This is a genomic window from Mesorhizobium sp. L-8-3 (assembly GCF_016756615.1).
Lineage (GTDB): Bacteria > Pseudomonadota > Alphaproteobacteria > Rhizobiales > Rhizobiaceae.
In genome coordinates this window covers 8,141,629-8,160,994 of the sequence record NZ_AP023262.1, presented here as the reverse complement: position 1 = coordinate 8,160,994, position 19,366 = coordinate 8,141,629, and the positions used below count along the sequence as shown (strand labels likewise).

Annotated in this window: 18 protein-coding genes and 3 pseudogenes; 12 read left to right on the top strand and 9 right to left on the bottom strand. The window is 61.5% G+C overall.

From position 1 onward, the window contains the following. The first annotated feature begins 97 nt into the window (after positions 1 to 97). The gene (locus tag JN302_RS37490) at positions 98 to 700 is read left to right on the top strand and encodes a hypothetical protein (RefSeq protein WP_202330973.1); all 603 of its coding nucleotides are present in this window, start codon (positions 98 to 100) and stop codon (positions 698 to 700) included. Positions 701 to 724: 24 nt separating this feature from the next. On the opposite strand, the gene JN302_RS37485 is transcribed toward JN302_RS37490, so the two are convergent. Next, a complete protein-coding gene (locus tag JN302_RS37485; protein ID WP_202330972.1) occupies positions 725 to 2,101 on the bottom strand; it encodes a tyrosine-type recombinase/integrase in 1,377 nt (458 codons plus the stop codon). 481 nt (positions 2,102 to 2,582) lie between these two features. Beyond that, positions 2,583 to 3,551: an IS5 family transposase gene (locus JN302_RS37480; RefSeq protein ID WP_202328731.1), complete on the bottom strand. Its 969-nt coding sequence runs from the start codon at positions 3,549 to 3,551 to the stop codon at positions 2,583 to 2,585. A 343-nt stretch (positions 3,552 to 3,894) separates the two neighbouring features. Between JN302_RS37480 and JN302_RS37475 the strand changes: the two are divergent. Further along, positions 3,895 to 5,654, top strand: a pseudogene (locus JN302_RS37475) (relaxase/mobilization nuclease domain-containing protein). Between the two features lie 22 nt (positions 5,655 to 5,676). Here the strand turns inward: JN302_RS37475 and JN302_RS37470 are convergent. Together JN302_RS37470 and JN302_RS37465 are read right to left on the bottom strand one after the other, a co-directional pair. Further along, the gene (locus JN302_RS37470) at positions 5,677 to 6,027 is read right to left on the bottom strand and encodes a type II toxin-antitoxin system RelE/ParE family toxin (protein ID WP_202330971.1); all 351 of its coding nucleotides are present in this window, start codon (positions 6,025 to 6,027) and stop codon (positions 5,677 to 5,679) included. 5 nt (positions 6,028 to 6,032) lie between these two features. Then, positions 6,033 to 6,320, bottom strand: coding sequence for a type II toxin-antitoxin system ParD family antitoxin (locus JN302_RS37465; protein ID WP_202309373.1), 288 nt, complete (start codon positions 6,318 to 6,320; stop codon positions 6,033 to 6,035). Positions 6,321 to 6,541: 221 nt separating this feature from the next. On the opposite strand from JN302_RS37465, the pseudogene JN302_RS37460 reads away from it, so the two are divergent. Next, a pseudogene (locus JN302_RS37460) lies at positions 6,542 to 6,811 on the top strand (conjugal transfer protein TraG); the annotation flags it as partial. On the opposite strand, the gene JN302_RS37455 reads toward JN302_RS37460, so the two are convergent. The 3 genes from JN302_RS37455 to JN302_RS37445 all read right to left on the bottom strand — a co-directional run bounded on the left by JN302_RS37455 (position 6,792) and on the right by JN302_RS37445 (position 9,187). Next, positions 6,792 to 7,187, bottom strand: coding sequence for a hypothetical protein (locus JN302_RS37455; RefSeq protein ID WP_202330970.1), 396 nt, complete (start codon positions 7,185 to 7,187; stop codon positions 6,792 to 6,794). The pseudogene JN302_RS37460 and the gene JN302_RS37455 overlap by 20 nt on opposite strands. Positions 7,188 to 7,308: 121 nt before the next feature. Continuing rightward, positions 7,309 to 8,547: a type II toxin-antitoxin system HipA family toxin gene (locus tag JN302_RS37450; RefSeq protein ID WP_202330969.1), complete on the bottom strand. Its 1,239-nt coding sequence runs from the start codon at positions 8,545 to 8,547 to the stop codon at positions 7,309 to 7,311. Then, complete coding sequence (locus JN302_RS37445) at positions 8,540 to 9,187, bottom strand: helix-turn-helix domain-containing protein (RefSeq protein ID WP_202309371.1); 648 nt, start codon at positions 9,185 to 9,187, stop codon at positions 8,540 to 8,542. The genes JN302_RS37450 and JN302_RS37445 overlap by 8 nt, the downstream gene beginning before the upstream one ends. A gap of 316 nt (positions 9,188 to 9,503) precedes the next feature. Here JN302_RS37445 and JN302_RS37440 point away from each other — a divergent pair, with 316 nt between their 5' ends. The 7 genes and pseudogenes from JN302_RS37440 to JN302_RS37410 all read left to right on the top strand — a co-directional run bounded on the left by JN302_RS37440 (position 9,504) and on the right by JN302_RS37410 (position 14,219). Beyond that, positions 9,504 to 10,541 carry a GlxA family transcriptional regulator gene (locus tag JN302_RS37440; RefSeq protein ID WP_202334583.1) on the top strand — a complete coding sequence of 346 codons (1,038 nt, stop codon included), beginning with the start codon at positions 9,504 to 9,506 and terminating at the stop codon, positions 10,539 to 10,541. A gap of 169 nt (positions 10,542 to 10,710) precedes the next feature. Further along, positions 10,711 to 10,947, top strand: a pseudogene (locus JN302_RS37435) (DDE-type integrase/transposase/recombinase); the annotation flags it as partial. 301 nt (positions 10,948 to 11,248) lie between these two features. Further along, entirely contained in the window at positions 11,249 to 11,863 is a 615-nt protein-coding gene (locus tag JN302_RS37430; RefSeq protein ID WP_202330968.1) for an FMN-dependent NADH-azoreductase, read from the top strand. An 85-nt stretch (positions 11,864 to 11,948) separates the two neighbouring features. Continuing rightward, positions 11,949 to 12,371, top strand: a complete 423-nt coding sequence (locus tag JN302_RS37425; protein ID WP_202334582.1) for a DoxX family protein — start codon at positions 11,949 to 11,951, stop codon at positions 12,369 to 12,371. Between the two features lie 35 nt (positions 12,372 to 12,406). Then, complete coding sequence (locus JN302_RS37420) at positions 12,407 to 12,712, top strand: DUF3861 domain-containing protein (protein WP_202330967.1); 306 nt, start codon at positions 12,407 to 12,409, stop codon at positions 12,710 to 12,712. Positions 12,713 to 13,233: 521 nt separating this feature from the next. Further along, complete coding sequence (gene parS / locus JN302_RS37415; protein ID WP_202309324.1) at positions 13,234 to 13,716, top strand: type II RES/Xre toxin-antitoxin system antitoxin; 483 nt, start codon at positions 13,234 to 13,236, stop codon at positions 13,714 to 13,716. Further along, positions 13,713 to 14,219 (top strand): RES family NAD+ phosphorylase, encoded by a 507-nt coding sequence (locus tag JN302_RS37410; protein ID WP_202309323.1) that lies wholly within the window; start codon positions 13,713 to 13,715, stop codon positions 14,217 to 14,219. Before parS ends, JN302_RS37410 begins: the two co-directional genes overlap by 4 nt. A gap of 189 nt (positions 14,220 to 14,408) precedes the next feature. Here JN302_RS37410 and JN302_RS37405 read toward each other — a convergent pair whose 3' ends face one another. Continuing rightward, complete coding sequence (locus tag JN302_RS37405) at positions 14,409 to 15,602, bottom strand: aminodeoxychorismate synthase component I (RefSeq protein ID WP_202330966.1); 1,194 nt, start codon at positions 15,600 to 15,602, stop codon at positions 14,409 to 14,411. A gap of 479 nt (positions 15,603 to 16,081) precedes the next feature. On the opposite strand from JN302_RS37405, the gene folD reads away from it, so the two are divergent. Both folD and JN302_RS37395 read left to right on the top strand, forming a co-directional pair. Then, complete coding sequence (folD, locus tag JN302_RS37400; protein WP_202315313.1) at positions 16,082 to 16,981, top strand: bifunctional methylenetetrahydrofolate dehydrogenase/methenyltetrahydrofolate cyclohydrolase FolD; 900 nt, start codon at positions 16,082 to 16,084, stop codon at positions 16,979 to 16,981. Positions 16,982 to 17,516: 535 nt separating this feature from the next. Continuing rightward, positions 17,517 to 18,152 (top strand): TetR/AcrR family transcriptional regulator, encoded by a 636-nt coding sequence (locus JN302_RS37395; RefSeq protein WP_202309321.1) that lies wholly within the window; start codon positions 17,517 to 17,519, stop codon positions 18,150 to 18,152. A 28-nt stretch (positions 18,153 to 18,180) separates the two neighbouring features. Here JN302_RS37395 and JN302_RS37390 read toward each other — a convergent pair whose 3' ends face one another. After that, complete coding sequence (locus JN302_RS37390; protein ID WP_202330965.1) at positions 18,181 to 19,287, bottom strand: 5-methyltetrahydropteroyltriglutamate--homocysteine S-methyltransferase; 1,107 nt, start codon at positions 19,285 to 19,287, stop codon at positions 18,181 to 18,183. Between the last annotated feature and the right edge of the window lie 79 nt (positions 19,288 to 19,366).

Here is a 19,366-nt window from a genome sequence, read left to right as displayed (position 1 = left end):
CCCTAACACCACAATCCGGACGCCACTCCATCGTAGCAACCATTGCGTATCTATGGGAGATGCCAGTACATCTGTTTCCGATTCCGATGGCTTGAGCATGCGTTCATTGACCGACTTTCTTGCTGACTTGCCGGGCGTCATGCCGATAAAGGCGCGCAGGCTGATTCTTGAAGGTGACTTGCTTTCGACGGAGGAGCGTGCGGACATTCATTCGCGCGATCGAAGCCTTCTGGACCTCGTGCTGGAGGTCGGCCCCGATGCTGCAATGGCGATCTTGGTTGCATATAAGAAAGGGCGGCTTCCGATGAAGCGCGGCGAAAGACCGAGCGACGCGCTGGCTGCCGAAGCCTATGTGGCGATGAGCGACAGCCTACGGAAGCAGATCGCGGAGCGCCGACGTAAGGAGCAAGCAGTCAAGGATCCGTCGCTGATCGTCGAGAGCGATCTTAACGATCATCGGCTGATCGATCGTGTGTTCATACAAAACAATGGCCCCGGATCCGGTTCGATGGTGCTGGCGGGCGTTACCGTGCACAAACAGGTGACTGGCTATACGAGCAACAGCGGCAAGAGCACTGGTTGGCGCGTTCGCTTCGACTGGATCGGTTCAGACGGCAAGCCTCGGCATTCCGAGGTCAGCCCACCGGAGGCAGACAATCGCCGCAATGATCCCGATCGCAACTGGGGTCTGTACGAGTAGGCCCCGGCCTTCGGAGTGGTTAACCTATGCGGCGGCGCGCAAGATCTCCCGACCGATCTCTCGCTTGGCGTCCTCTATTGCCTGATGCGTCGCACGCGGGCCGAGCCATTGACGGACTGATCTGTCTTTGCTGATCTGGTTGCCCAAAGCACCAAACATCAGGCTGGTGATCGCCTGCTGCTGGGCGCGGAGATGATCTTCAAGCAGCTTATGCCTTGAGATGTAGCCCGCGTTGGCTCCGGGGACGGCGTGGTTCATCAGCAAATGCGCGTCGAAAGGTGAGACACCGGCCGGGGTCGCCAATGTCCGGAATGTCTGGCGCAAATCGTTCCCCCACTTGGCGAGGACGTCCCGATCTTCCTTCTGCTCGGCCAAGTGCCCGCTATCGCTGTCCGCCGGGAAGAGCCAGTTCCGCGCATCGAGGGGATAGAGATGGCGGCCAAATCGGATCACGCGCATCAGGCACAGGATCATCTGGCGCGACAGCGGAATATCGAATGCACGATCGGCGCCACCTTTTGGTCGCGGGATGTGCAAGACGCGGCGACCGAGGTCGAGATGCTGCGGTTTCGCCTCCATCAGCGCCGTTGGCCGGCAACCGGAAAGTAGAGAGAAGAGGTGGAACTCGCGGCGGATCGGGCTAGGGAGTGTCGCCACTTGGCGGAACCAATGGGGTAAATCGTCCAGCCCCATCGCTGTGTTGCGTCTTTTTTCGGAGTTCCAATCAACGACGCTCGCCGGGTTGTCCGGGGGAAGGTAGCGGTGCGTCTTGCGAGCATGATTGTAGATGGCGCGCAGTGTGCGCATGCTGCCATTTGCGATATAGGGGCCGTTCTCTTGGGTGATCGCATCATGCCGGTTGATGACCTTGGCGGGATCCTCGGCGAGTTCCTGCAGAGGCGTGTCGAGCCAATCCTTGAACAGGCGCTCGACGTGATCGCGGTAGCCCTCAATGGTTCCCTCGCTCCGCCCCTTACGGATGAGGTGCGCATCACGATAACGCACCCACGCCTCTTTCAGTGTCACTCCCTTTGAACCCACCTCCCCGGCGGACGAGACCGCTCCATCCCCATCGTCCGCGGTCCCGCTTGCTTTTGCCGTAGCGTCTTCGGGTTTCGGATTGGGGTGCTCACCCTTCGCGATCTGAGCGAGATACGTCTTGGCGGTTGCGCGCGCCTCGCGTGTGGACATGGATTCTACGTTACCTATGCGCACCGAGATCGACGCTACACGCTTGCCGTCTCTTCGCAGATCGCCCTGGACGGCGAAAATCTTCCTCCGCCTCCCGACCACGACATGGAAGCCCTTCAGCTGTGTGTCGCGTGCGCGGTACTGGCCCGAACTTGGCGGCTCGAGGTCACTGATGACTCTGTCGTTAAGGAGGATACGGATATCGGCCATGTCGTATTTCCTGCGGGTCTGGAGGCCTATGCGCAAAAATTCAGCCGGTTTTTCAGCCGGTCTTAGACTCGCACGGGATTAGGTGGTGTGTCCACGCCAAATCCCGACGCATCGCGCAAATAACTAAGAAACAACATGAATTCTGAATCGCAGCGAAAACACGGATACAATGGCGAAGCGCCGAAAATAAACTACGAATCTGGGGGTCAGGAGTTCGAATCTCTTCGGGCGCGCCACTTAACTAACGGAAATCACTTAATTTTCTGCCCTCGCCGCAATGGCTCCCCAGCATAGAAATCCACTTGAGTGCTTTTCTAAAGTTGGGGCGTCCCGCCCTTAGACGTTCTTCGCCCGTATGTGGCGGGCATCAGCGGCCCGTCGCCGCCGATCCGCGCAACTTTCTCCAGCCTATCGGCTCAGTTTCTGCTCACTTGCTCCCGATTTTGCCCTCGATTTCCTGATTTTGGACGCAGCCTTCCCCTCAGGCCGTGCCGGCCTTGACGAGAACGAGCGCCCGTTTGGCATTTATCGCGCAGGCGACAAGCTGCAGATGGCAGTGGTTGCGCGCCAGGCCGAGATAGCGAACCCGGGCCATGCCGTACCAGTTCTTCATCGTCGCGTTGGTCCGCTCGATGCCGGCCCGCACGCTGGCGGCGACCTTGTTCATCCACTTCTGCCAATTCGGCTGCTGCTTGCCCCGCTTGGCCTTGTAGGCAATCCGGTCCTTGATGCCTCGATCCGCCAGTTCGTCGCGCAGCGCCTGACTGTCATAGGCCTTGTCGGCGTAATAGGCCTCTTCGTCACCTTGAATGAGCACAGCGCCCATCTGGCTGTCATGCAGATCGGCCGAGCTCATCTCCGCCTGGCGTATCAGCCCGCTCTCCGCGTCGCCGGCGAGATGGGCCTTGTAGCCGAAATAGGTCTTGCCGTGCTTGTGCGTGAAGCCTGCATCCGGATCGCGCGCCGACACCTGGCCCTTCTCGTAGTCGGGCCTGGCCACCGCCGCCGAGATGATGGTGGCGTCAACCAGCGTGCCGCGCCTTACCAGAAGACCGCGCCCTTCCAACTGCCGGTTCAATTCGGCAAGCAGCTTATCTTGAAGCGCCAGTTCGACCAGCCTCTGGCGGAAGCGCCAGATCGACATGTGGTCCGGTGTCTTTTGATCGAGCGGAAACCCACAGAAGCGGCGGAACGACAGCCGGTCGGCCACCGCTTCTTCCGCCGCCGGATCGGACAGGCCGTACCATTGCTGCAAGAGCGCAATCTTGAACATTGCTATCGGCGGGTAGCCGGGCGCCCCCAGAGCATCGTTATGGATTTCCCGGAACAGCACCTCGAAAGCCGACCAATCGATCAACTTCTGCACTTCTTCCAGAAACTTGTTACCCCTGCTCACGTCACGCACCAATGCATCGGCGAGTGAAGGTTGCGCCAAGTTACGACGAGACATAGCCGAATCAATCCTAACTTTTCTCTATTGAATCATAGAGTTGGGACTTTTGAAAAGCGCTCCACTTTAGTCTGGGGTTTCACCCTACGGGCGCGAAGGGCATCAGCACCGACAGCGCATGAATCTGAATTCTTTGTCGCGGGTGGCGGCGGTTGGAGGATGATCTATGGGGGAATGCCTTCCCCTTGGCCGGCGCCGCGGTCGCCGGCACACCCCTTTCTGCGGGGAGCGCCCCGCAACGCTCCCTGTAGAGTGAGAGGTCGGCCCGATTTCCCGTGACGGGTTGAGGGTCGGAAGAAAGGCTTCCGGCGCCCGTCGCGGAGACATTCCCCGATGGCCAGACATGACCGCAGTGCTCGCGCCGGCTCAGACCGCACGAGCCTTTACGACGACATCACCAACAAGATCATCGCCGAGCTGGAGGAAGGTCGCCCAGGCGCTCGCCGCCGCCCGCAAGGCCGGCGGCGGTGTCTCGCGCTCGGGCAAGATAACCTCCGGGCGCGCCCGCATTTCGCGCGCGGCCGCACGGCGAGCATTCGCGCCAATCGCCTCATCACCGGCCGCACGCGCCTCTGCACCGTCAAGGCGCTCGTCATGCGCAACAGGGGCGAGCGCGGACCGCTCGCCCGGCACCTCAACTATCTGCGCCGGGACGGCGTCACCCGTGACGGCGAGCGGGCAAAGATGTTCGGGCCGGAGACCGACGACGCCGACGCGAAAGAGTTCACCGAGCGGTGCAAGGACGATCGCCACCACTTCCGCTTCATCGTCTCGCCGGAAGACGCCGCCGACATGGAAGACCTGAAGCGCTTCACCCGTGAGCTGATGGCGCAGGCCGAGAAGGATCTCGGCACGAGGCTCGACTGGGTCGCCGTCGATCACTGGAACACCGACAATCCGCATGTCCATGTCATCGTGCGCGGCCGCACCGACGACGGCCAGGACCTCGTCATCGATCGCGACTACATCAAGAGCGGGATGCGCGACCGCGCGCAGGATCTCGTCACGCTGGAGCTCGGCCCCCGTACCGACCTCAATATCAGCCGCGCGCTCGATCGGCAGATCGAGGCCGAGCGCTGGACCCAGCTCGACCGCCAGCTTGTCCGCGACAGGAACGAACATGACGTCATGGACGTTGCGCCGTTACCCGACCGCCAGCCCGACGACTACCTCATCCAGAAGGTCGGACGGCTGCGCCATCTCGAACGGCTCGGCCTCGCGGAGGCCATCGGTCCCGGCCAATGGATCATCACCGACGAGGCCGAGGCGACGCTGCGCGAGCTCGGCCAGCGTGGCGACATCATCAAGCGCATGCACCGGGCCTTGTCGGAACAGGGCATCGGGCGTGGCGTGGCTGATTATGTCCTCGCCGGCGAGACGCATGGCCTGCCCGTCATCGGCCGGCTGGTCGAGCGCGGTCTCGACGACGAGTTGCGCGGCACGGCTTACGCCGTCGTCGACGGCATCGACGGCCGCACGCATCACATCAAGCTGTCCGACATCGAGGCGGCCGGCGACGGTGCACCTGGCTCCATCGTCGAGCTGCGCAGCTTCGAGGATGCCAAGGGCGAGCGGCGTGTCGCGCTCGCCGTCCGCTCCGACCTCTCGATCGCGGCGCAGACCACGGCCGACGGCGCCACCTGGCTCGACCGTCAGCTCATCGCCAGAGATCCGGGAGATCTTGGCGGCGGCTTCGGCCTCGAGGTGAAACAGGCGATGGAAGCGCGCACCGAGCATCTGATCGAGGAAGGGCTGGCGCGGCGCGAAGGCCAGCGCATCGTCTTTGCCCGCAACCTGCTCGCCACGCTCCGTCAGCGCGAGCTCGACGCGCTCGGCCAAAAACTCACCGCCGAGATGAACATGCCGTTCCAGCAAGCCGCCGCCGGCGAGTATGTCGCCGGCACCTATCGCCAGCGCTTCGCGTTCTCCTCCGGCCGCTTCGCCATGATCGAGGCTCCTGGACCAGATGGGGGCCTCGGCTTCAAGCTCGTGCCCTGGACGCCGTCGATCGAAAGGCACATCGGCCAGCATATATCCGGTATTACCCGCGGTGATGGCGGCGTGAACTGGTCCTTCGGGTGCAAGCGTGGTCTTGGGCTGTGACCATGTGCGGCTGAGGACCGGCCTATTCCTCGTTACGATCCGCGGGCAGATGCCGCGCGAGGTCCATGCTGTCGTGGAGGATGCGGACGATCTCGATGCGTGCATTGTCGACGGTGGTGAACAGGATTATGTGACGACCACGCCGGCCGCGCCGCGCAACATGCAGGGAGCGCAGATTGCGGCCGAGTTCGGCGCGGTCCCGCGTTCCCGTCGCGTCTGGGCCGTCATCGAGATCGCGCAAAGCCGCGAAGATCGTTGCCCTGTAGCGGCGTGCCTGCTCAGCGCCGAAATGCTCGGCCGTCCAAAGCACGATGCCCAGGACATCCCGCTCGGCGGCCGCGGTGAGGCGGACTCTCCATCGCTGTCGGGGCATGCGGCTCAGCGCGCCCCGGACGCCAGCGCATCCTCGGTGGCACGGGTCAGGTGCTCCTCGAGTTCGTCGACCGAGGCGAAGTCCAGATACCGGCCTTCATCGAGATCGGCGAAGCCCACATGGGCGGCCTCGCGCAGCGCCTTGAGCTTGGCGGCCTCCCTCTCTTCCCGCTGCTCGATCATACGCAGCCCCTCGCGCATGACCTCGCTCGCGTTCTGATAGCGGCCGGATTTCACCAGCCGGTCGATGACCTCTTCATGATGATCGGTCAGGACGACGTTGCGCGTTGGCATGACAGGAGCCTTACTCTCGATTCCAATGCCGACCTTAGCACGTATGGCATATTATGCCAATCGTCGGCGGCGGCCGGTCGGCGGTTCCTGCGTCGCAAAGTGCAAGTAATTTCCGCGACGCCTTCGCTGCGCTACGACAGGCCGGCCAAATCCGGTTGAATCCCGCGCTTTCCTTGCCCTTCCTCGACATTTTCAGTCGGCGCAGCGAGGTCAGCGAAGTCGTGTCGGCCACCCGAGTCCTCTGGGGTCAGATCATGGTCGTGTTTACTATCGTGCTGGTCGCGGTCTAGGCGGCGACGCAATGGACGGCGTGGCGGCTCGGCTTCCAGGGGCAGCTCGGTTCGCCCTGGTTCGAGGTCGCCGGGCTGCCTCTCTATCCGCCGCCGGCCTTCTTCTGGTGGTGGTATTTCTTTGACGCCTATGCGCCGCATGTCTTCATGGAGGGCGGTGCCATCGCAGCCTCGGGCAGCTTCATCGCCATCGCCGTCGCTGACCGAGCTTTGCTTGTTCGTCCGTGAATTCCGCCGCCTCCTTGTCCATCGCTACGTCATCCTCGGCGGTGGTGACGACGATGAACTCCTTTAGGGCGGGCTTGATTTCCAGCGCCTTCGTCGCCTCCTTGCTGACCGTTCCCTTCTTCAGTCTTTCAGCCTTTATGGTCAGCTTGCACTGAACGCCGACCCAATGGTCAGGTGCCTCCGACCGCCGCACGCCGAGCAGATCGATACCGTCCTGAGCCTGTCCGGTCGTTCCGTACTCCTTGACGTTCGGATCGTTTAGAACGTGCTCGAATAAGACTTTCGACTTGCGTTGAAAGCTGCCGAAGTCACCTGGTTTGGGGATTTGAACTGAAGTTCTAAGATTCATGGGTCAAAGATATAGAAACGGGTCTATTCACTCCAAAAGTATCGGTTCCCTTATTCACCTGATCCACAGCCTGCGATGCGGCACCCTCCCCGACATTTCCTGCGAGCCGTGTTCTTGAGCCCTACCCGATGCCTTCCTTGACGAGCGGCACGATCGCCACGTTGCGATCGATCGCGTCGATGACATCCGGCGCAAGCCAGAGGTTCTTCTTCTCGGCTTGCCATGTCTCGAGGAAGCGCGTGACCGTATCGTGCGCTGTGTCGAGTACCAGTTTCTCGGGCAGGCGCGCCTTGGCCGCCAGATAACGCAGTTCGTCTTCGTTGAACTCGCTCACCTTGTTGGTGCGGGCGAATTTCAGCGCCGCCGTTTCGTCCGGAATGTAGGGGATGGTCGATACGAGATCGTGGGCCGGTGAGAGGGCAGGCGACCTGCGATCGTAATAGATCAGCGACCAGTTCTTGAGGTGCATGTCGGCATTGCCGATCAGCGTGCAGAAGACCAGCCGCCGGATGAATTCGGCGATGCTGTCCTCATTCGTTTCGATCCCAAGAACCGTGGCGATGTTGCGATAGCTCGCGGTTTCGTACTTCTCGTCGGGGTAGCGGCGAAAGACCTGCGCGAAATCCTCGATATGCACGAGAGCTTCGCCGTTCCGATCGAAACGGCGAATGGCGAAAGCCTTGTCGCCGCGCAATCGCCCCAGCCCTTCAGGAAGCCCCTCCAGGGAGTCGACGTCGACCAAGTCGATTTCAGGAACATTGATGCCGATGCGAGAGGCGATCGTCATCATCGAGAATTCATTCTCCGGTACGCCATCGAAGCGCTCCGCCGGCAGCTTGACGATCCACGAGCCGCCGACGCCCTTAGCCGGAATAACGAGACCGCTGTTTTTGCCCTTTTTTCGGACAGCGGAAAATTTGAGCTGCACGCCGGCGAGCGAAAATCGCAGCGCCTTTTCCTTTTGTTCGCGTTCACTTCCGCCGGCGGCGTCGCTGGTGGGTGGCCACGCGTCTCCGTTGGTCGGCGTGATGGTCACGGCGCCGGGAAGATCGCGGCCCAGCACCCACAGCAAGAAGAACTCGCGCACTTCCTTCACACCTGCGCGCTCGGCGAGATATTTGCGTAAGGGGCCTTCTGGCAACAGGTTTGAGAAGAACGGCAACACCCGCGTCTGAGTCGCCGGCAGCTCGGTGATGAGCGCGCCGTGATCATCCTTGAAGGAGAGGCTCAAGGTCGGTCGTCCGTCGTCGTCGATGTAGTCTTGGGTGAATGCAAAAATCGAGCGATCACCCTGCAGGAGCGTGAGCGTGCCAATCTTGCTCCCATATAAGGCGACGTCGAGGACAGATACGTCAGGCATGGTCGTCATCTAAATCGTAAGCAGGTTTCGGGCCGGCTATCGTTGCACTGGGAGCGTGAACGAGACGGTTGCGCAACTCTTGCAGGGATGTCGTTGCATGGCGGAGCCTGTCGAACGTCTCAGGAGTCGTCATGATCCTGCCTATCGCCTCCTCTAACACCTTGCTTTGTGCCAAGGACCGCTGCAACTCGTCGAACGGCTTGAGCGCCTTGTTGAGCGCTTGGAAGTCGGGCAGTTGCAATTGAAGGGGGAAGCTGCGGAGCTCCCTCAGAACCGTCGACGCGCGATGCAGTTCCGAGTCATCGGGTAGCGCTTTGCGCAGCGTCTCCGTGACGGTCTCAGCCTGACGCAGTTTGTTCAGAGTGCTCGCGGTTTCCTTGCTGGGCGTCTGCGATGCGGTCGAGCGCACCACGCTTTCCACGGCGGGGATTGCTTTCTTAGGCACCAGCTTCACCTCGAGGTCGAGCAATCTCGCCAACTGAATCAGGCTGGAGAGTTGTAGGTCGACCTTGCCGCCTTCGATCTTGGAGATATGGCTTTGCGGTACGCCGGCGCGCGCGCTGAGGTCGCGCTGGCTTAAGGCTTTCGCTTCGCGCGCTGATTTGAGCGCCGCAACGATATCTTCGATCTCATAGTTCATGTCGATATGCTCCTACATATCATCTACCTTGTAGGATATGTGAAAACATATCAAATTTCAAGGACCGACTCGTGGTCTGATATGTAAAAGCAGATCAATGATTGCAATCGATATGCAATAACATATCAAAATGCGAAACTGGCGAGGGGCAGCGATTTGCCGTTTTGGCCTCTTGCGGCGATCATCGCCGCAAACCTCAACATCCGCAAACTAGCCGACGACGTTTTGCTCTCCTGTCTGCTTCCGGCCACCGCCGGACCGAACTCTATGGCTTTGCCACGAACCCGCTTCCGCAGCTTCGGCTCATTCGGGTGAGATCCCTGACAGGTCACTCTCACGCGAACACCTTGTCCAGCGCCTGTCCGTGGGCTTCATCCTTGCCAAGCGCTTCTCTCTGTGCGCGTTCGCCAATTTCGTCGACGTTCTACGACTTGCCGCCGACGAAGGCGACAGGAGCCGGCCGATCATGTGCGAGTGGTCGGTACTCTCCGATACTATGGATCCCGTCTCCTCCAGTTGCGGCGTCACGATCCAGCCTAACGAGCGGTTGGGAAACCCGGCCTCGTTCGACTACATTGTCGTTGTTGGGGGGCTTCTCGAAGAGATCCCCAATATCAGTCCCGCCTACACTCGCTTCCTCGAAAGGGCCGACGCGGCCGGCGTACCGCTGGTGGGCGTTTGTACGGGGGCGTTCGTCCTGCATCGTGCGGGGCTCATGGACGGATACCGCTGCTGCGTGAGCTGGTTCTGCCATGCCGATTTTCTCGAGCAGTTCGACGGTCTGGCGCCGATCTCCGATCAGATCTTTGTCGTCGACCGAGACAGGCTTACCTGTGCTGGCGGCGCCAGCTCAGCCCACCTCGCGGCCTATCTGGTCGAAAAGCACGTCGGGCGCGCACAGGCGACCAAGAGCCTTCACATCATGATCATTGATGAAGCGTTGCGGCCCGAGAAACCGCAGCCCGGCATCCCGCTTGATCTCAAGACCCGGGATCCCATGGTTCGGCGGGCACTTCTCCTCATGCAGCAGAGCATAGACGCTCCCCGGTCGGTGACGGAGATCGCACGTCAGATGGGTAACAGCAAACGTCAGCTCGAAAGGCATTTTCGAACTGCGCTCGGCACGTCGCCGCAGGCTGCCTTCCTAGGGATTCGGTTGTCGTTCGCGCGCCATCTCGTCGAGACCACGGACAAGTCCATGGCCTCGATCGCGGTTGAATGCGGGTTCTGCGATACGTCACATCTTGGCCGCATGTTTCGCCGCCGTTACGACTGTTCGCCGCACGAGATCAGGGATTTGCTCGCGGCGGGAAAAAGGGATGTCTCGGTAGTGGAGACACTTGCGCCGGCCTAGGCTTGACAGCGCTGGCCGGCCCGCCGGCGGCAAACACGACCGCCCTGGCCGCCTTGTCGAGCTGCCGTATCATCCGCCGTTGAGGAGATTGGGCAGCAAGAGTGCGACTTGCGGAAAGATCACCAGCAGAACCACGGCGAAGGGAACCGCCGCGCGCCACGCGCCCCAACGGCCACTGAAGCCGATACGCATCCGGCAAAGCCAATACATGAACAACCGGATCGAGCAGGACCATCGGCGTATCAAGCGCCGGATCCGCCCGATGCTCGGCTTCAAATCGGCCGCCAGCGCAGCGACGATATTGTCCGGCATCGAAATGGTTCACATGATGCGCAAACGTCAGGCGAGGTATGCCTATGATCCGGCCCCATCGCTTGCCAAGCAGTTCAGCATTCTCGCTGCCTGAGGACACAAAGGGGCTTTCCCGCGTCTCCGATTCGAGTTTGCGACGGAACCGTCGAATCTCGTCTGATATCCGCCGGTCGCCGAGACCCGATCCGCGTCCTGGAGTGCGCCGCCGGCCGGCAGAGCCTGCCCCACCGTGCCCCCGGCTACAGGCGCGGGCCCAGCAATGTTGGTGGAGTCGGGCTGCGCCGCTCATCGATTTTCTCGATATCCTGTTTCGATCGTATGCCGTTTGCTCGATGATATTCCAGCACTAGAGTTTCAGGAGACGCTACTCCTGAACTCAGGTTGGAAGGAAACACATGCCATCCATTCTGCTTCTGACCACCAGCCCGCGTGCCGACTCGTATTCGACCAAGATCGCAACCGAACTCGCCGAGGGGCTCCGGGCTTTGCAGCCGGCGAGCGCAATCGTGCACCGGAACCTCGCGACGGAGCCGCTGCCACACATTGATGATGTCTTCGCTGCCGCCATCAGGAAGCCCGCAGACAAACGCAGCGCGGAAGAATCGGAGTCCGTAAGGAAATCGGACGAACTCGTGGCCGAACTCCTGTCCGCCGGCACGCTTGTGATCGGCACCGGGCTCATCAACTTCAGCATCTATGCGTCCCTGAAGACCTGGATCGACCATGTTGCTCGCGCCGGCCTGACCTTCAAGTACACGGAGAAAGGCCCGATCGGTCTGGCCAGAGGGAAGAAGGCGTACATCGTGCTGGCGGCCGGCGGCGTCTACTCGCATGGCCCTGCCGCAAGCATGAACCATGCCGTGCCCTACCTGCATTCGGTTCTGGGCTTCATGGGCATCACCGACATCGAGACAATTTATGTCGAAGGAGTTAGCATGGGGGTGGACGCTGCCGAAAAGGCTGTTGCAGCCGCTCGCATTCGTATCGGACAGCTCGCACTGGTTGCCTGATGACTCCGCGGCAAAGGACACAATGGCGGCGATATGTTCGCGCCGCATCCGTCCTCCTCGCCACCATTCCAGAACGGAAAACCAAATGATCGACACCCGTACAGCACCCTACGCGGCGCTTCTTTTGCGTCTCACACTCGGTCTTCTCTTCCTGGCCCATGCAGGGCTCAAGGTGTTTGTCTTCACGCCTTCGGGGACGGCCGGGTTCTTCGGCTCGATCGGCCTGCCGCCGGCACTCGCCTATGTCACAATTGTGTGGGAGCTTGCCGGCGCCGTAGCGCTCATTCTCGGCGTGTGGACGCGGGCTGTGGCGCTCGCCATGATACCGATCCTGATTGGCTCCATCGTCACGGTCCACGGAGCGGCCGGCTTCTTTTTTTCCAATGCAAATGGCGGTTGGGAATATCCAGCCTTCTGGATCGTCGCGCTTGCTGTGCAGGCCTTGATCGGTGATGGGTCGCTTGCGCTGAAGCCAATGCCGGCATTCAAGCAACGTGCAACCGCTTGAGCTTCCACCGGAACGGCGACGACAAGGAGAACCGCATGCCCTACGTTTACCGGATCACTCTGAAACAGGTTTCAGATCGTCGCAGCCAACCGGTAGACGGCGACGTATGCGAATTTCAGGCCGCAAATCACGATGACATTCTGGAAATCGTGACGCGCACGAAGCATCACGCCATACTTCCGGAGCAGGATGTGGCCGCCTTCTGCGTCGGCTTGAAGCTCCTCGCGGAGGTCGTGATGAAACACCGCGAAAAACCCCCGTTCGCCGAGTTCTGGCCGCACCTCGGCGAATTCGTCCGTGGTATAAAGGCGACGGCCAGTCCCGAGCGGGCCTCGAAATGACAGAGGTGTCTGCTGAAAGATGGCTGTCCTAACCTGGATCAGCCGCCGCCCCGCGTCTTCATCCGGATCTTGCTACTTACCCACTGCAATTTGTTTCTCCTGCGGATCGCCACCCTGACAATGCCGATCGCGGCCGCGATGGGCTACGTCGTGATGCCGAACCTGCTGCGCTGGATGGCGTGGTGGCTGGAGCGGTACTGCGGCCAGATCCGCGGCAGTTGTCAAACGGCGTCCAAGACTGACCCTCAATCGGCGTCCAATTTTGGCCCTGACTCAACTGTGATGCAGGTGGTGGAGCGTCAGATGCGTCGGTCACCCACCGGCGCGCACCGGGTCCTTCACGTCCCCGCCGCGGCTGCCGACTGCCGGCTCAAATAAGCCAAGTTTGCGCTTGCAGCTTGACCCCCACCTTTCCCGCTCCCAGTTTCGAAACCGACTTTTAAGGCGACGGTTCCCGCCGTCCTTGAAATCGGTCGCGACGCATGACATATCTGGAGCGACAATTGACGTGGAGATTGAACATGGCCGTCGCGGCAAAGGCGCCTGCTTCTAGAGCGGGAGGTGACCTCCAGAAAATCGAAGCCCTGCTTGGCGGCTCCCGTATTTTGTCGCGGCACCTCACCAATGCGCTCGATGCGCATGAACTCCTTTTGCATGGCCTGCCTGCCTCGGCGCTGGATCATCTTGTTGGCAGTCTCGTCGTCATGGGCAAGAACGAATCGCTCGAGAAGGCCGTGGGCATGAGCCTGCGCACCTGGCAGCGCCGCAAGGACGCGCCCTCCAAACCGCTCAGCCAGGTACAGAGTGGCCGCGCTTGGAAGTTTGCCGAGATACTCGCCAAAGCGATGGACGTCTTCGGTTCACAAGCTGAAGCGGAACAATGGCTAGAGCGTCCGGCTGTCGGGCTCGACCAGCGCCGCCCCATCGATCTTCTCGGGACGCCTGCCGGCGTCGAACTGGTGGAGGACCATCTCGACCGCCTCGAATACGGCGTCTATGCATGACCTTTCTGCCGGTCGCGCTCGGCGGGACCGAGTTGGTTGCATGGCGGCTCGATCAGGCCGCTCATGCATCGACATGGGATAGTGGGGAAGGCGCCTATCGGGTTGGCGGTCGCTGGAACAGCAAAGGCGTTCGCGCGGTCTATTGCTCACTCGATCCGGCGACAGCCATCCTTGAGGTGGCGGTTCACAAGGGGTTCCGGGCGCTCGACACCGTTCCGCATATGATGACCGCGGCCGTGATCGCCGATCCCGGCGATGTTCATGTCGTCGATCCTTCAAGCATACCGAACGCAAACTGGCTGCACCCGGGTATTCCCGGCGCGGGGCAACAGGCATTTGGGGCCGATCTGCTGCGCCGCCATCGGTTCGTCGCGATCCCGAGCGCGGTCTCGACGCATAGCTGGAATCTGATATTCCTGGCGGGCGGTCCAGCGGGCTCCTATACGCTGAAGCTGCAGGAGGCATTTGCCCTCGACACGAGGCTGCACCCGCCTGCCGCTTGACTCGTTCGCGCATCAAGGCGAAGGCTGCGGGCTAGCCCGCTTATCGAGTTGCATGCTCGACTTTCGGGAACCCGATTCCGCGATCATTGACTTATGCACGAATCATGGATCTGGTCGGCGTTGACCGTGCCTGTGTCGCAGCCGATGCTGCGCAAGCACCTGCCGGACGGGACTGCGCTTACCAACGAGCTATGCACTTTGGTCGACGCCGACGCTTGGGCGACAGAGGAAAGCTCCCTGCGATCTGTACGTGGCTGGCTCGAAGCCGGCCGCGAAGCGCGCCTTGAGCAGGCATTCCTCATACTCCGAGCGTGCGTCGGAATCGAATACGATGCCGCCGCCGACATTGAAGACTGCCTCCCCGTCCTCATGCAGGGTGATCGTGCGGATGGCAACGTTGAAGCGCATCTCGCCCGTCGGCGCAATGAAGCCGATGGAGCCGCAATAGGCGTCCCGGGGCCGCTCCTCAATCGCATGCAGTATCTCCATCGCCCGCAGCTTCGGGGCGCCGGTGATCGAGCCGCATGGGAAGAGAGCGGCGAAAATGTCGCCCGGGCTCGTGCCTGCCGCGACCTTCGCGCGTACGCGACTCACCATCTGATGCACGGTCGGGTAGGTGTCGATGCGGAAGAGTTCCGGCACGTCCAGGGTGCCTAGTTCGCAGATGCGCGAGATGTCGTTTCGTAGGAGATCGACGATCATCCGGTTCTCGGCCCTGTTCTTCTCGTCGTTGTGCAGGAAGTCGATGAGCTTGACGTCCTCTTCCTCCGTCATTCCGCGGCGGATGGTGCCCTTCATCGGATGGGTCTCGATCCAGCCGTCAGCGTCGATCTCGAAGAACAGTTCCGGCGAGCGCGACAGAATCACCGGGCCGCCCAGGTCGGCAAGTGCGGCGTAGCGGACGGGCTGGCGTGCGGTCATCGCGTCGAAAATGGCGGCAGGCGCGCCGTCCCATATGGCCCTCACCGGAAAGCTGAGGTTCGCCTGATAGCAATCGCCTTCGCGCAAGTGCTGGTGCAACCGTTCGAAGCGTGGCAGGTACTGCTCGAAAGACCAGCTCGCGCGCAAATCCGAAAGCGAAGCAATGGAGGCAGGAGTCGCCGGAATCGCCCGCTCATGGGGCGCCTTGAACACGCCCATCAGCACAAGTGGCGTACGACGGCCGTCGGGCATGATGGCGCGTAACTTTGGCTCGAAGGCATAGCCCGCCTCGTAGGCAAAGTAGCCGGCCGTCCATTTGCCTGCCCGACGCGCCGCCTCCAGCTTGTCGAGCGCCGCGATAACCCCGTCGGCATCGTCGGCGCGTATCAGTTCCATCGGCTCCACGAAAAGAGTCTCGCGGCCGACCGTGTCGTCTCTCATGAGCAAGGATGGCGAACTCATGCAAAGCAGCCCACCAAGGCAGCCCAGTTGTTTGCTCCGGCGATGTGCGATCGGTCCAACAACCCGCGCTCCAGGACTGAAATGCCGAGCGTCTCACCTGATTCCGCCGGCAAACTGTCGATATGCGGTGGCCGGATGGATCATCCTCTTGCCGACGTTCCTGCCGCGCTTGCCTCGAAGCCACCCGGCAGTGAGCCGCCCGCCCTCCGCAACAATGCACGGAAAGTCGATGTCGCAACAACCACGGCAAGCGCCCTCTGACACGCTATACGGGAACTCTTCCTCCCGCAGGGATGAAACCTACCGCAAAGCAGCTTCGCCAACTTCTCCGATGCTCCTCCGTGTGAGCGCCGAAGCTATCTGTGACAGCCGATCGAGCAACCCGGTGAGTTGAATTCATTGTATCGAACAAGTGCATGACCTCGGCAATTGCCTCTCCGCGCATTTGGCCATATGGGCATATCGTATCGGAGGAAGACATGGCTGATATTATCGACGGCAAGGCGGTTGCTGCTGACGTTATCGCGAGGGTCAAGGTCGCGGCCGAAACGTTGGAACGCGAGGCCGGCGTGAAGCCGGGCCTGGCGGTTATCATCGTGGGTGAGGACCCGGCCAGCAAGGTCTACGTTGCTAGCAAGAGCCGCACGGCAAAGGAGTGCGGGTTCCACTCTGTACAGCATACCCTAGAGGCGGAGACCCGGCAGGAAGATCTCCTGGCGCTGATAAGCCAACTCAACGTCGACAAGGTCATTCACGGCATACTGGTGCAGTTGCCCCTACCGGGGCATATCGACGAGGCCGCCGTAATTCAGGCCGTCAGCCCCGACAAGGACGTCGACGGCTTCCACTTCGTCAATGTCGGCAAGCTTGGTACCGGAGAAACCGCGACCGCCTTTGTGCCGTGCACGCCGGCCGGCTCGATGCTTCTGATCGAACGGGTGCGCGGACGCGACCTTTCAGGCCTGACCGCAGTCGTCATCGGTCGGTCAAACATCGTCGGCAAGCCGATGGCCAACTTGCTCTTGGCCGCCAACGCGACCGTGACGATCGCTCATTCGCGCACGAAAGATCTGCCGGCAATAGCAAGTTCCGCCGACGTCCTCGTTGCGGCGGTGGGGCGTCCCGAAATGATCAAGGGAGACTGGATAAAGCCGGGGGCCACCGTCATCGACGTCGGGATCAACCGCATCGCCGCTCCCGACAAGGGCGACGGCAAGTCGCGGCTCGTTGGCGACGTCGAGCGCGCCTCGGCCGAAAAAGTGGCCGGCGCCATCACGCCAGTGCCGGGGGGCGTCGGCCCGATGACCATATCCATGCTCATGGCGGCGACCGTCTCTTCGGCCTACCGCGTAGCGGGGAAGGAGCCGCCGAGCTTCTAGGGGACCGAACGAGGCGTCAGATTGGAGGGCTGGCGTACTCGGGAAGCTGCACCGCGACCACCAAGTCATTGGGGACTGTCTGAGTTTGAGTGTCCAATTCCATTCGGGTCGAGCATCGTAGCCGATGATGTTGAGGTCTGCCGTTGAGGCGTCGGTGGCCTTGACATCCTTCTCATGGATTCTGGGTTCCATTGCTCACTCCATGTCGAGGCCGGTCTTGGTCGTGATCGCGCCAATCAGCCCGACCACAGCGAGCTGATCTGTCGAGGGCGGCCGCGCCATTTCCGGGTGATGGAGCCGAACATCGGTGCATCTCCGGCAGGGAACCCTTCCAGCCTGGATTCACGGGCTGGGAGTCGAGACAATCCGACCGATCCTTATCGTCGCTCATGTCCTTGTTCCACACTGGCCCAGTGGGGGCGGACGGGGCAGCAGATTTTCGGGCGGGCGCGCTTGCGTGCCCGGGGCTGTGCTACTAACTTCCGATCAGCCGGATACCGTAGGTATCCCGATACGTGAATCGGATGGAGTGGAGATGGCGAGACTGACGCGCGAACAAAGCCAGGCCCTGACGCGGGAGAAGCTGCTGGCATCGGCGAGTGAGGTGGTGGCGCGGGACGGCTATTCCGGGGCGACGATCGAGCGGATTGCGGAGGAGGCCGGCTTCTCCAAGGGCGCTTTCTACTCCAATTTCGCCAACAAGGAAGACATCTTTCTCCAGCTTCTGGAGCGTAACGCCGGGGGCGACGTCATTGAGCTGACCGAGCGGCTCCACGGGATGGACGACCCCCGAGTCATCATCGACTCGATGAGCGATTGGGCCAACCAGCGTGCCAAGGATAAGCGCTGGGGCACGCTCGCAATCGACCTCCTGCGCATCGCGCGCCGCGACAACACGCTGGAGGACCGGCACCTGAAGCTTTTTCGAGACCAGTGGGAGGGATTGGGCAGGCTGCTGTCGGGCAAGCTCTTCCCGTATGACGGCTCCGATCTCAGTCCGCTCCATGTCGGCGGCATCGTGCTCGAACTCGTCTATGGCGGCATGGCGTCGTTCATGAGCGAAAAGGCCCCTGGCGAAATGGTCCGGGCCGCGCTGACGTCGATGCACGAGGCGCACCTCTATCGGCATGCCTCGCCAGAGATCCGCGAAGCGCGGGCCGCCGCTTCCTGATCGTCCGGTCCAACGGCCCCAAGCGCCGTCAGTTCCAGACCTCGTTCGCTGTCTCGACGATGAGACGCAGCTTTGCGAACTGCTGTTCTTCCGAGACGAGGTTGCCTTCCAGCGTGGAGGCGAAGCCGCACTGCGGCGACAGGCAGATCTGGTCGACGTCGACATGACGCGCTGCCGCCTCGATGCGCCGCTTGAGGTCGTCCTTCTTCTCCAGTTCACCGCGCTTGCTGGTGACGAGACCAAGCACGACGAACTTGCCCTTGGGCACGAAACGCAGCGGCTCGAAGCCTCCCGAGCGCTCGTCGTCATATTCCAGGAACAGCCCGTCGACCTCGAGTTCACTGAACACCGCCTCGGCAACCGGATCGTATCCCCCCGAAGCAACCCAGGCCGAACGGTGATTGCCGCGGCAGGTGTGCACGCACACGACCATGTCGGCCGGCTTCTGCTTTACGATCGCGTTGATCAGGTTGATGTAGGTAATGTGGCTTTGCTCGGGGCCTCCAGTCCGTGCTCGCATCTTTTCCCGGTAGGAGGGGTCTCCAAGCATGGCGAAAGTGGTGTCGTCGATCTGGAGGTAGCGGCAGCCCAACTCGTACATCATCTCGATGTGACGGACATAGACCTTCTTCAGGTCTTCCAGCAGCGCGTCGTTGTCCTTGTAGGCGCCAAGGCGCTCCGTCTCGCCGAGCGAATGCAGGATGCTTGGGGAGGGGATACTCTGCTTGGGCGTCTGCGTGCTCACCGAGCTGAGGAAGGCGAAATCGTCACCGAAGACTGACGTGTCGAGATGAAGCTTGCTGTAGACTTCCGGGATCAGGATCTCGTTGCGGACTTCTCCGCAGCCGTTGTGAAACGGCCGCAGCTGGGCTCCGCCTGCTCGGATGCCACCGATGGCGCAGAGGAAGTCCATGTGCCAGCTGCCGCGGCGGAATTCGCCATCGGTGATGCTTTGCAAGCCGACGTCCTCCTGCCGGTGCACGACGTCGCGGATCGCGTCGTCTTCGGCTGCACGCAGTTCGGCTGCAGAGATATCGCCATCCTCGAATTTCTTGCGTGCCGCAAGCAACGAGGCGGGGCGCAGCAGGCTCCCGACATGGTCGGCGCGGAAGGGTGGCTTTCTGCGTTCGGTCATCCCAATCTCCTGATATTCTCGTGGTCGAACCCGTGTCCGGCCAGCACCGGGCTCGCAGATGGATGCCGATACCAAATGG

Excerpts from the sequence above, each read along its gene's own strand:
- JN302_RS37480 (WP_202328731.1), bottom strand. The coding sequence starts at position 3,551 with ATGTCTCGTCGTAACTTGGCGCAACCTTCACTCGCCGATGCATTGGTG.
- parS (WP_202309324.1), top strand. The coding sequence starts at position 13,234 with ATGGCCGTCGCGGCAAAGGCGCCTGCTTCTAGAGCGGGAGGTGACCTC.
- JN302_RS37445 (WP_202309371.1), bottom strand. The coding sequence starts at position 9,187 with ATGAACTATGAGATCGAAGATATCGTTGCGGCGCTCAAATCAGCGCGC.
- JN302_RS37410 (WP_202309323.1), top strand. The coding sequence starts at position 13,713 with ATGACCTTTCTGCCGGTCGCGCTCGGCGGGACCGAGTTGGTTGCATGG.
- JN302_RS37420 (WP_202330967.1), top strand. The coding sequence starts at position 12,407 with ATGCCCTACGTTTACCGGATCACTCTGAAACAGGTTTCAGATCGTCGC.
- JN302_RS37470 (WP_202330971.1), bottom strand. The coding sequence starts at position 6,027 with ATGCCCCGACAGCGATGGAGAGTCCGCCTCACCGCGGCCGCCGAGCGG.
- JN302_RS37430 (WP_202330968.1), top strand. The coding sequence starts at position 11,249 with ATGCCATCCATTCTGCTTCTGACCACCAGCCCGCGTGCCGACTCGTAT.
- JN302_RS37455 (WP_202330970.1), bottom strand. The coding sequence starts at position 7,187 with ATGAATCTTAGAACTTCAGTTCAAATCCCCAAACCAGGTGACTTCGGC.
- JN302_RS37405 (WP_202330966.1), bottom strand. The coding sequence starts at position 15,602 with ATGAGTTCGCCATCCTTGCTCATGAGAGACGACACGGTCGGCCGCGAG.
- JN302_RS37425 (WP_202334582.1), top strand. The coding sequence starts at position 11,949 with ATGATCGACACCCGTACAGCACCCTACGCGGCGCTTCTTTTGCGTCTC.
- JN302_RS37395 (WP_202309321.1), top strand. The coding sequence starts at position 17,517 with ATGGCGAGACTGACGCGCGAACAAAGCCAGGCCCTGACGCGGGAGAAG.
- folD (WP_202315313.1), top strand. The coding sequence starts at position 16,082 with ATGGCTGATATTATCGACGGCAAGGCGGTTGCTGCTGACGTTATCGCG.
- JN302_RS37485 (WP_202330972.1), bottom strand. The coding sequence starts at position 2,101 with ATGGCCGATATCCGTATCCTCCTTAACGACAGAGTCATCAGTGACCTC.
- JN302_RS37465 (WP_202309373.1), bottom strand. The coding sequence starts at position 6,320 with ATGCCAACGCGCAACGTCGTCCTGACCGATCATCATGAAGAGGTCATC.
- JN302_RS37490 (WP_202330973.1), top strand. The coding sequence starts at position 98 with ATGCGTTCATTGACCGACTTTCTTGCTGACTTGCCGGGCGTCATGCCG.
- JN302_RS37390 (WP_202330965.1), bottom strand. The coding sequence starts at position 19,287 with ATGACCGAACGCAGAAAGCCACCCTTCCGCGCCGACCATGTCGGGAGC.
- JN302_RS37450 (WP_202330969.1), bottom strand. The coding sequence starts at position 8,547 with ATGCCTGACGTATCTGTCCTCGACGTCGCCTTATATGGGAGCAAGATT.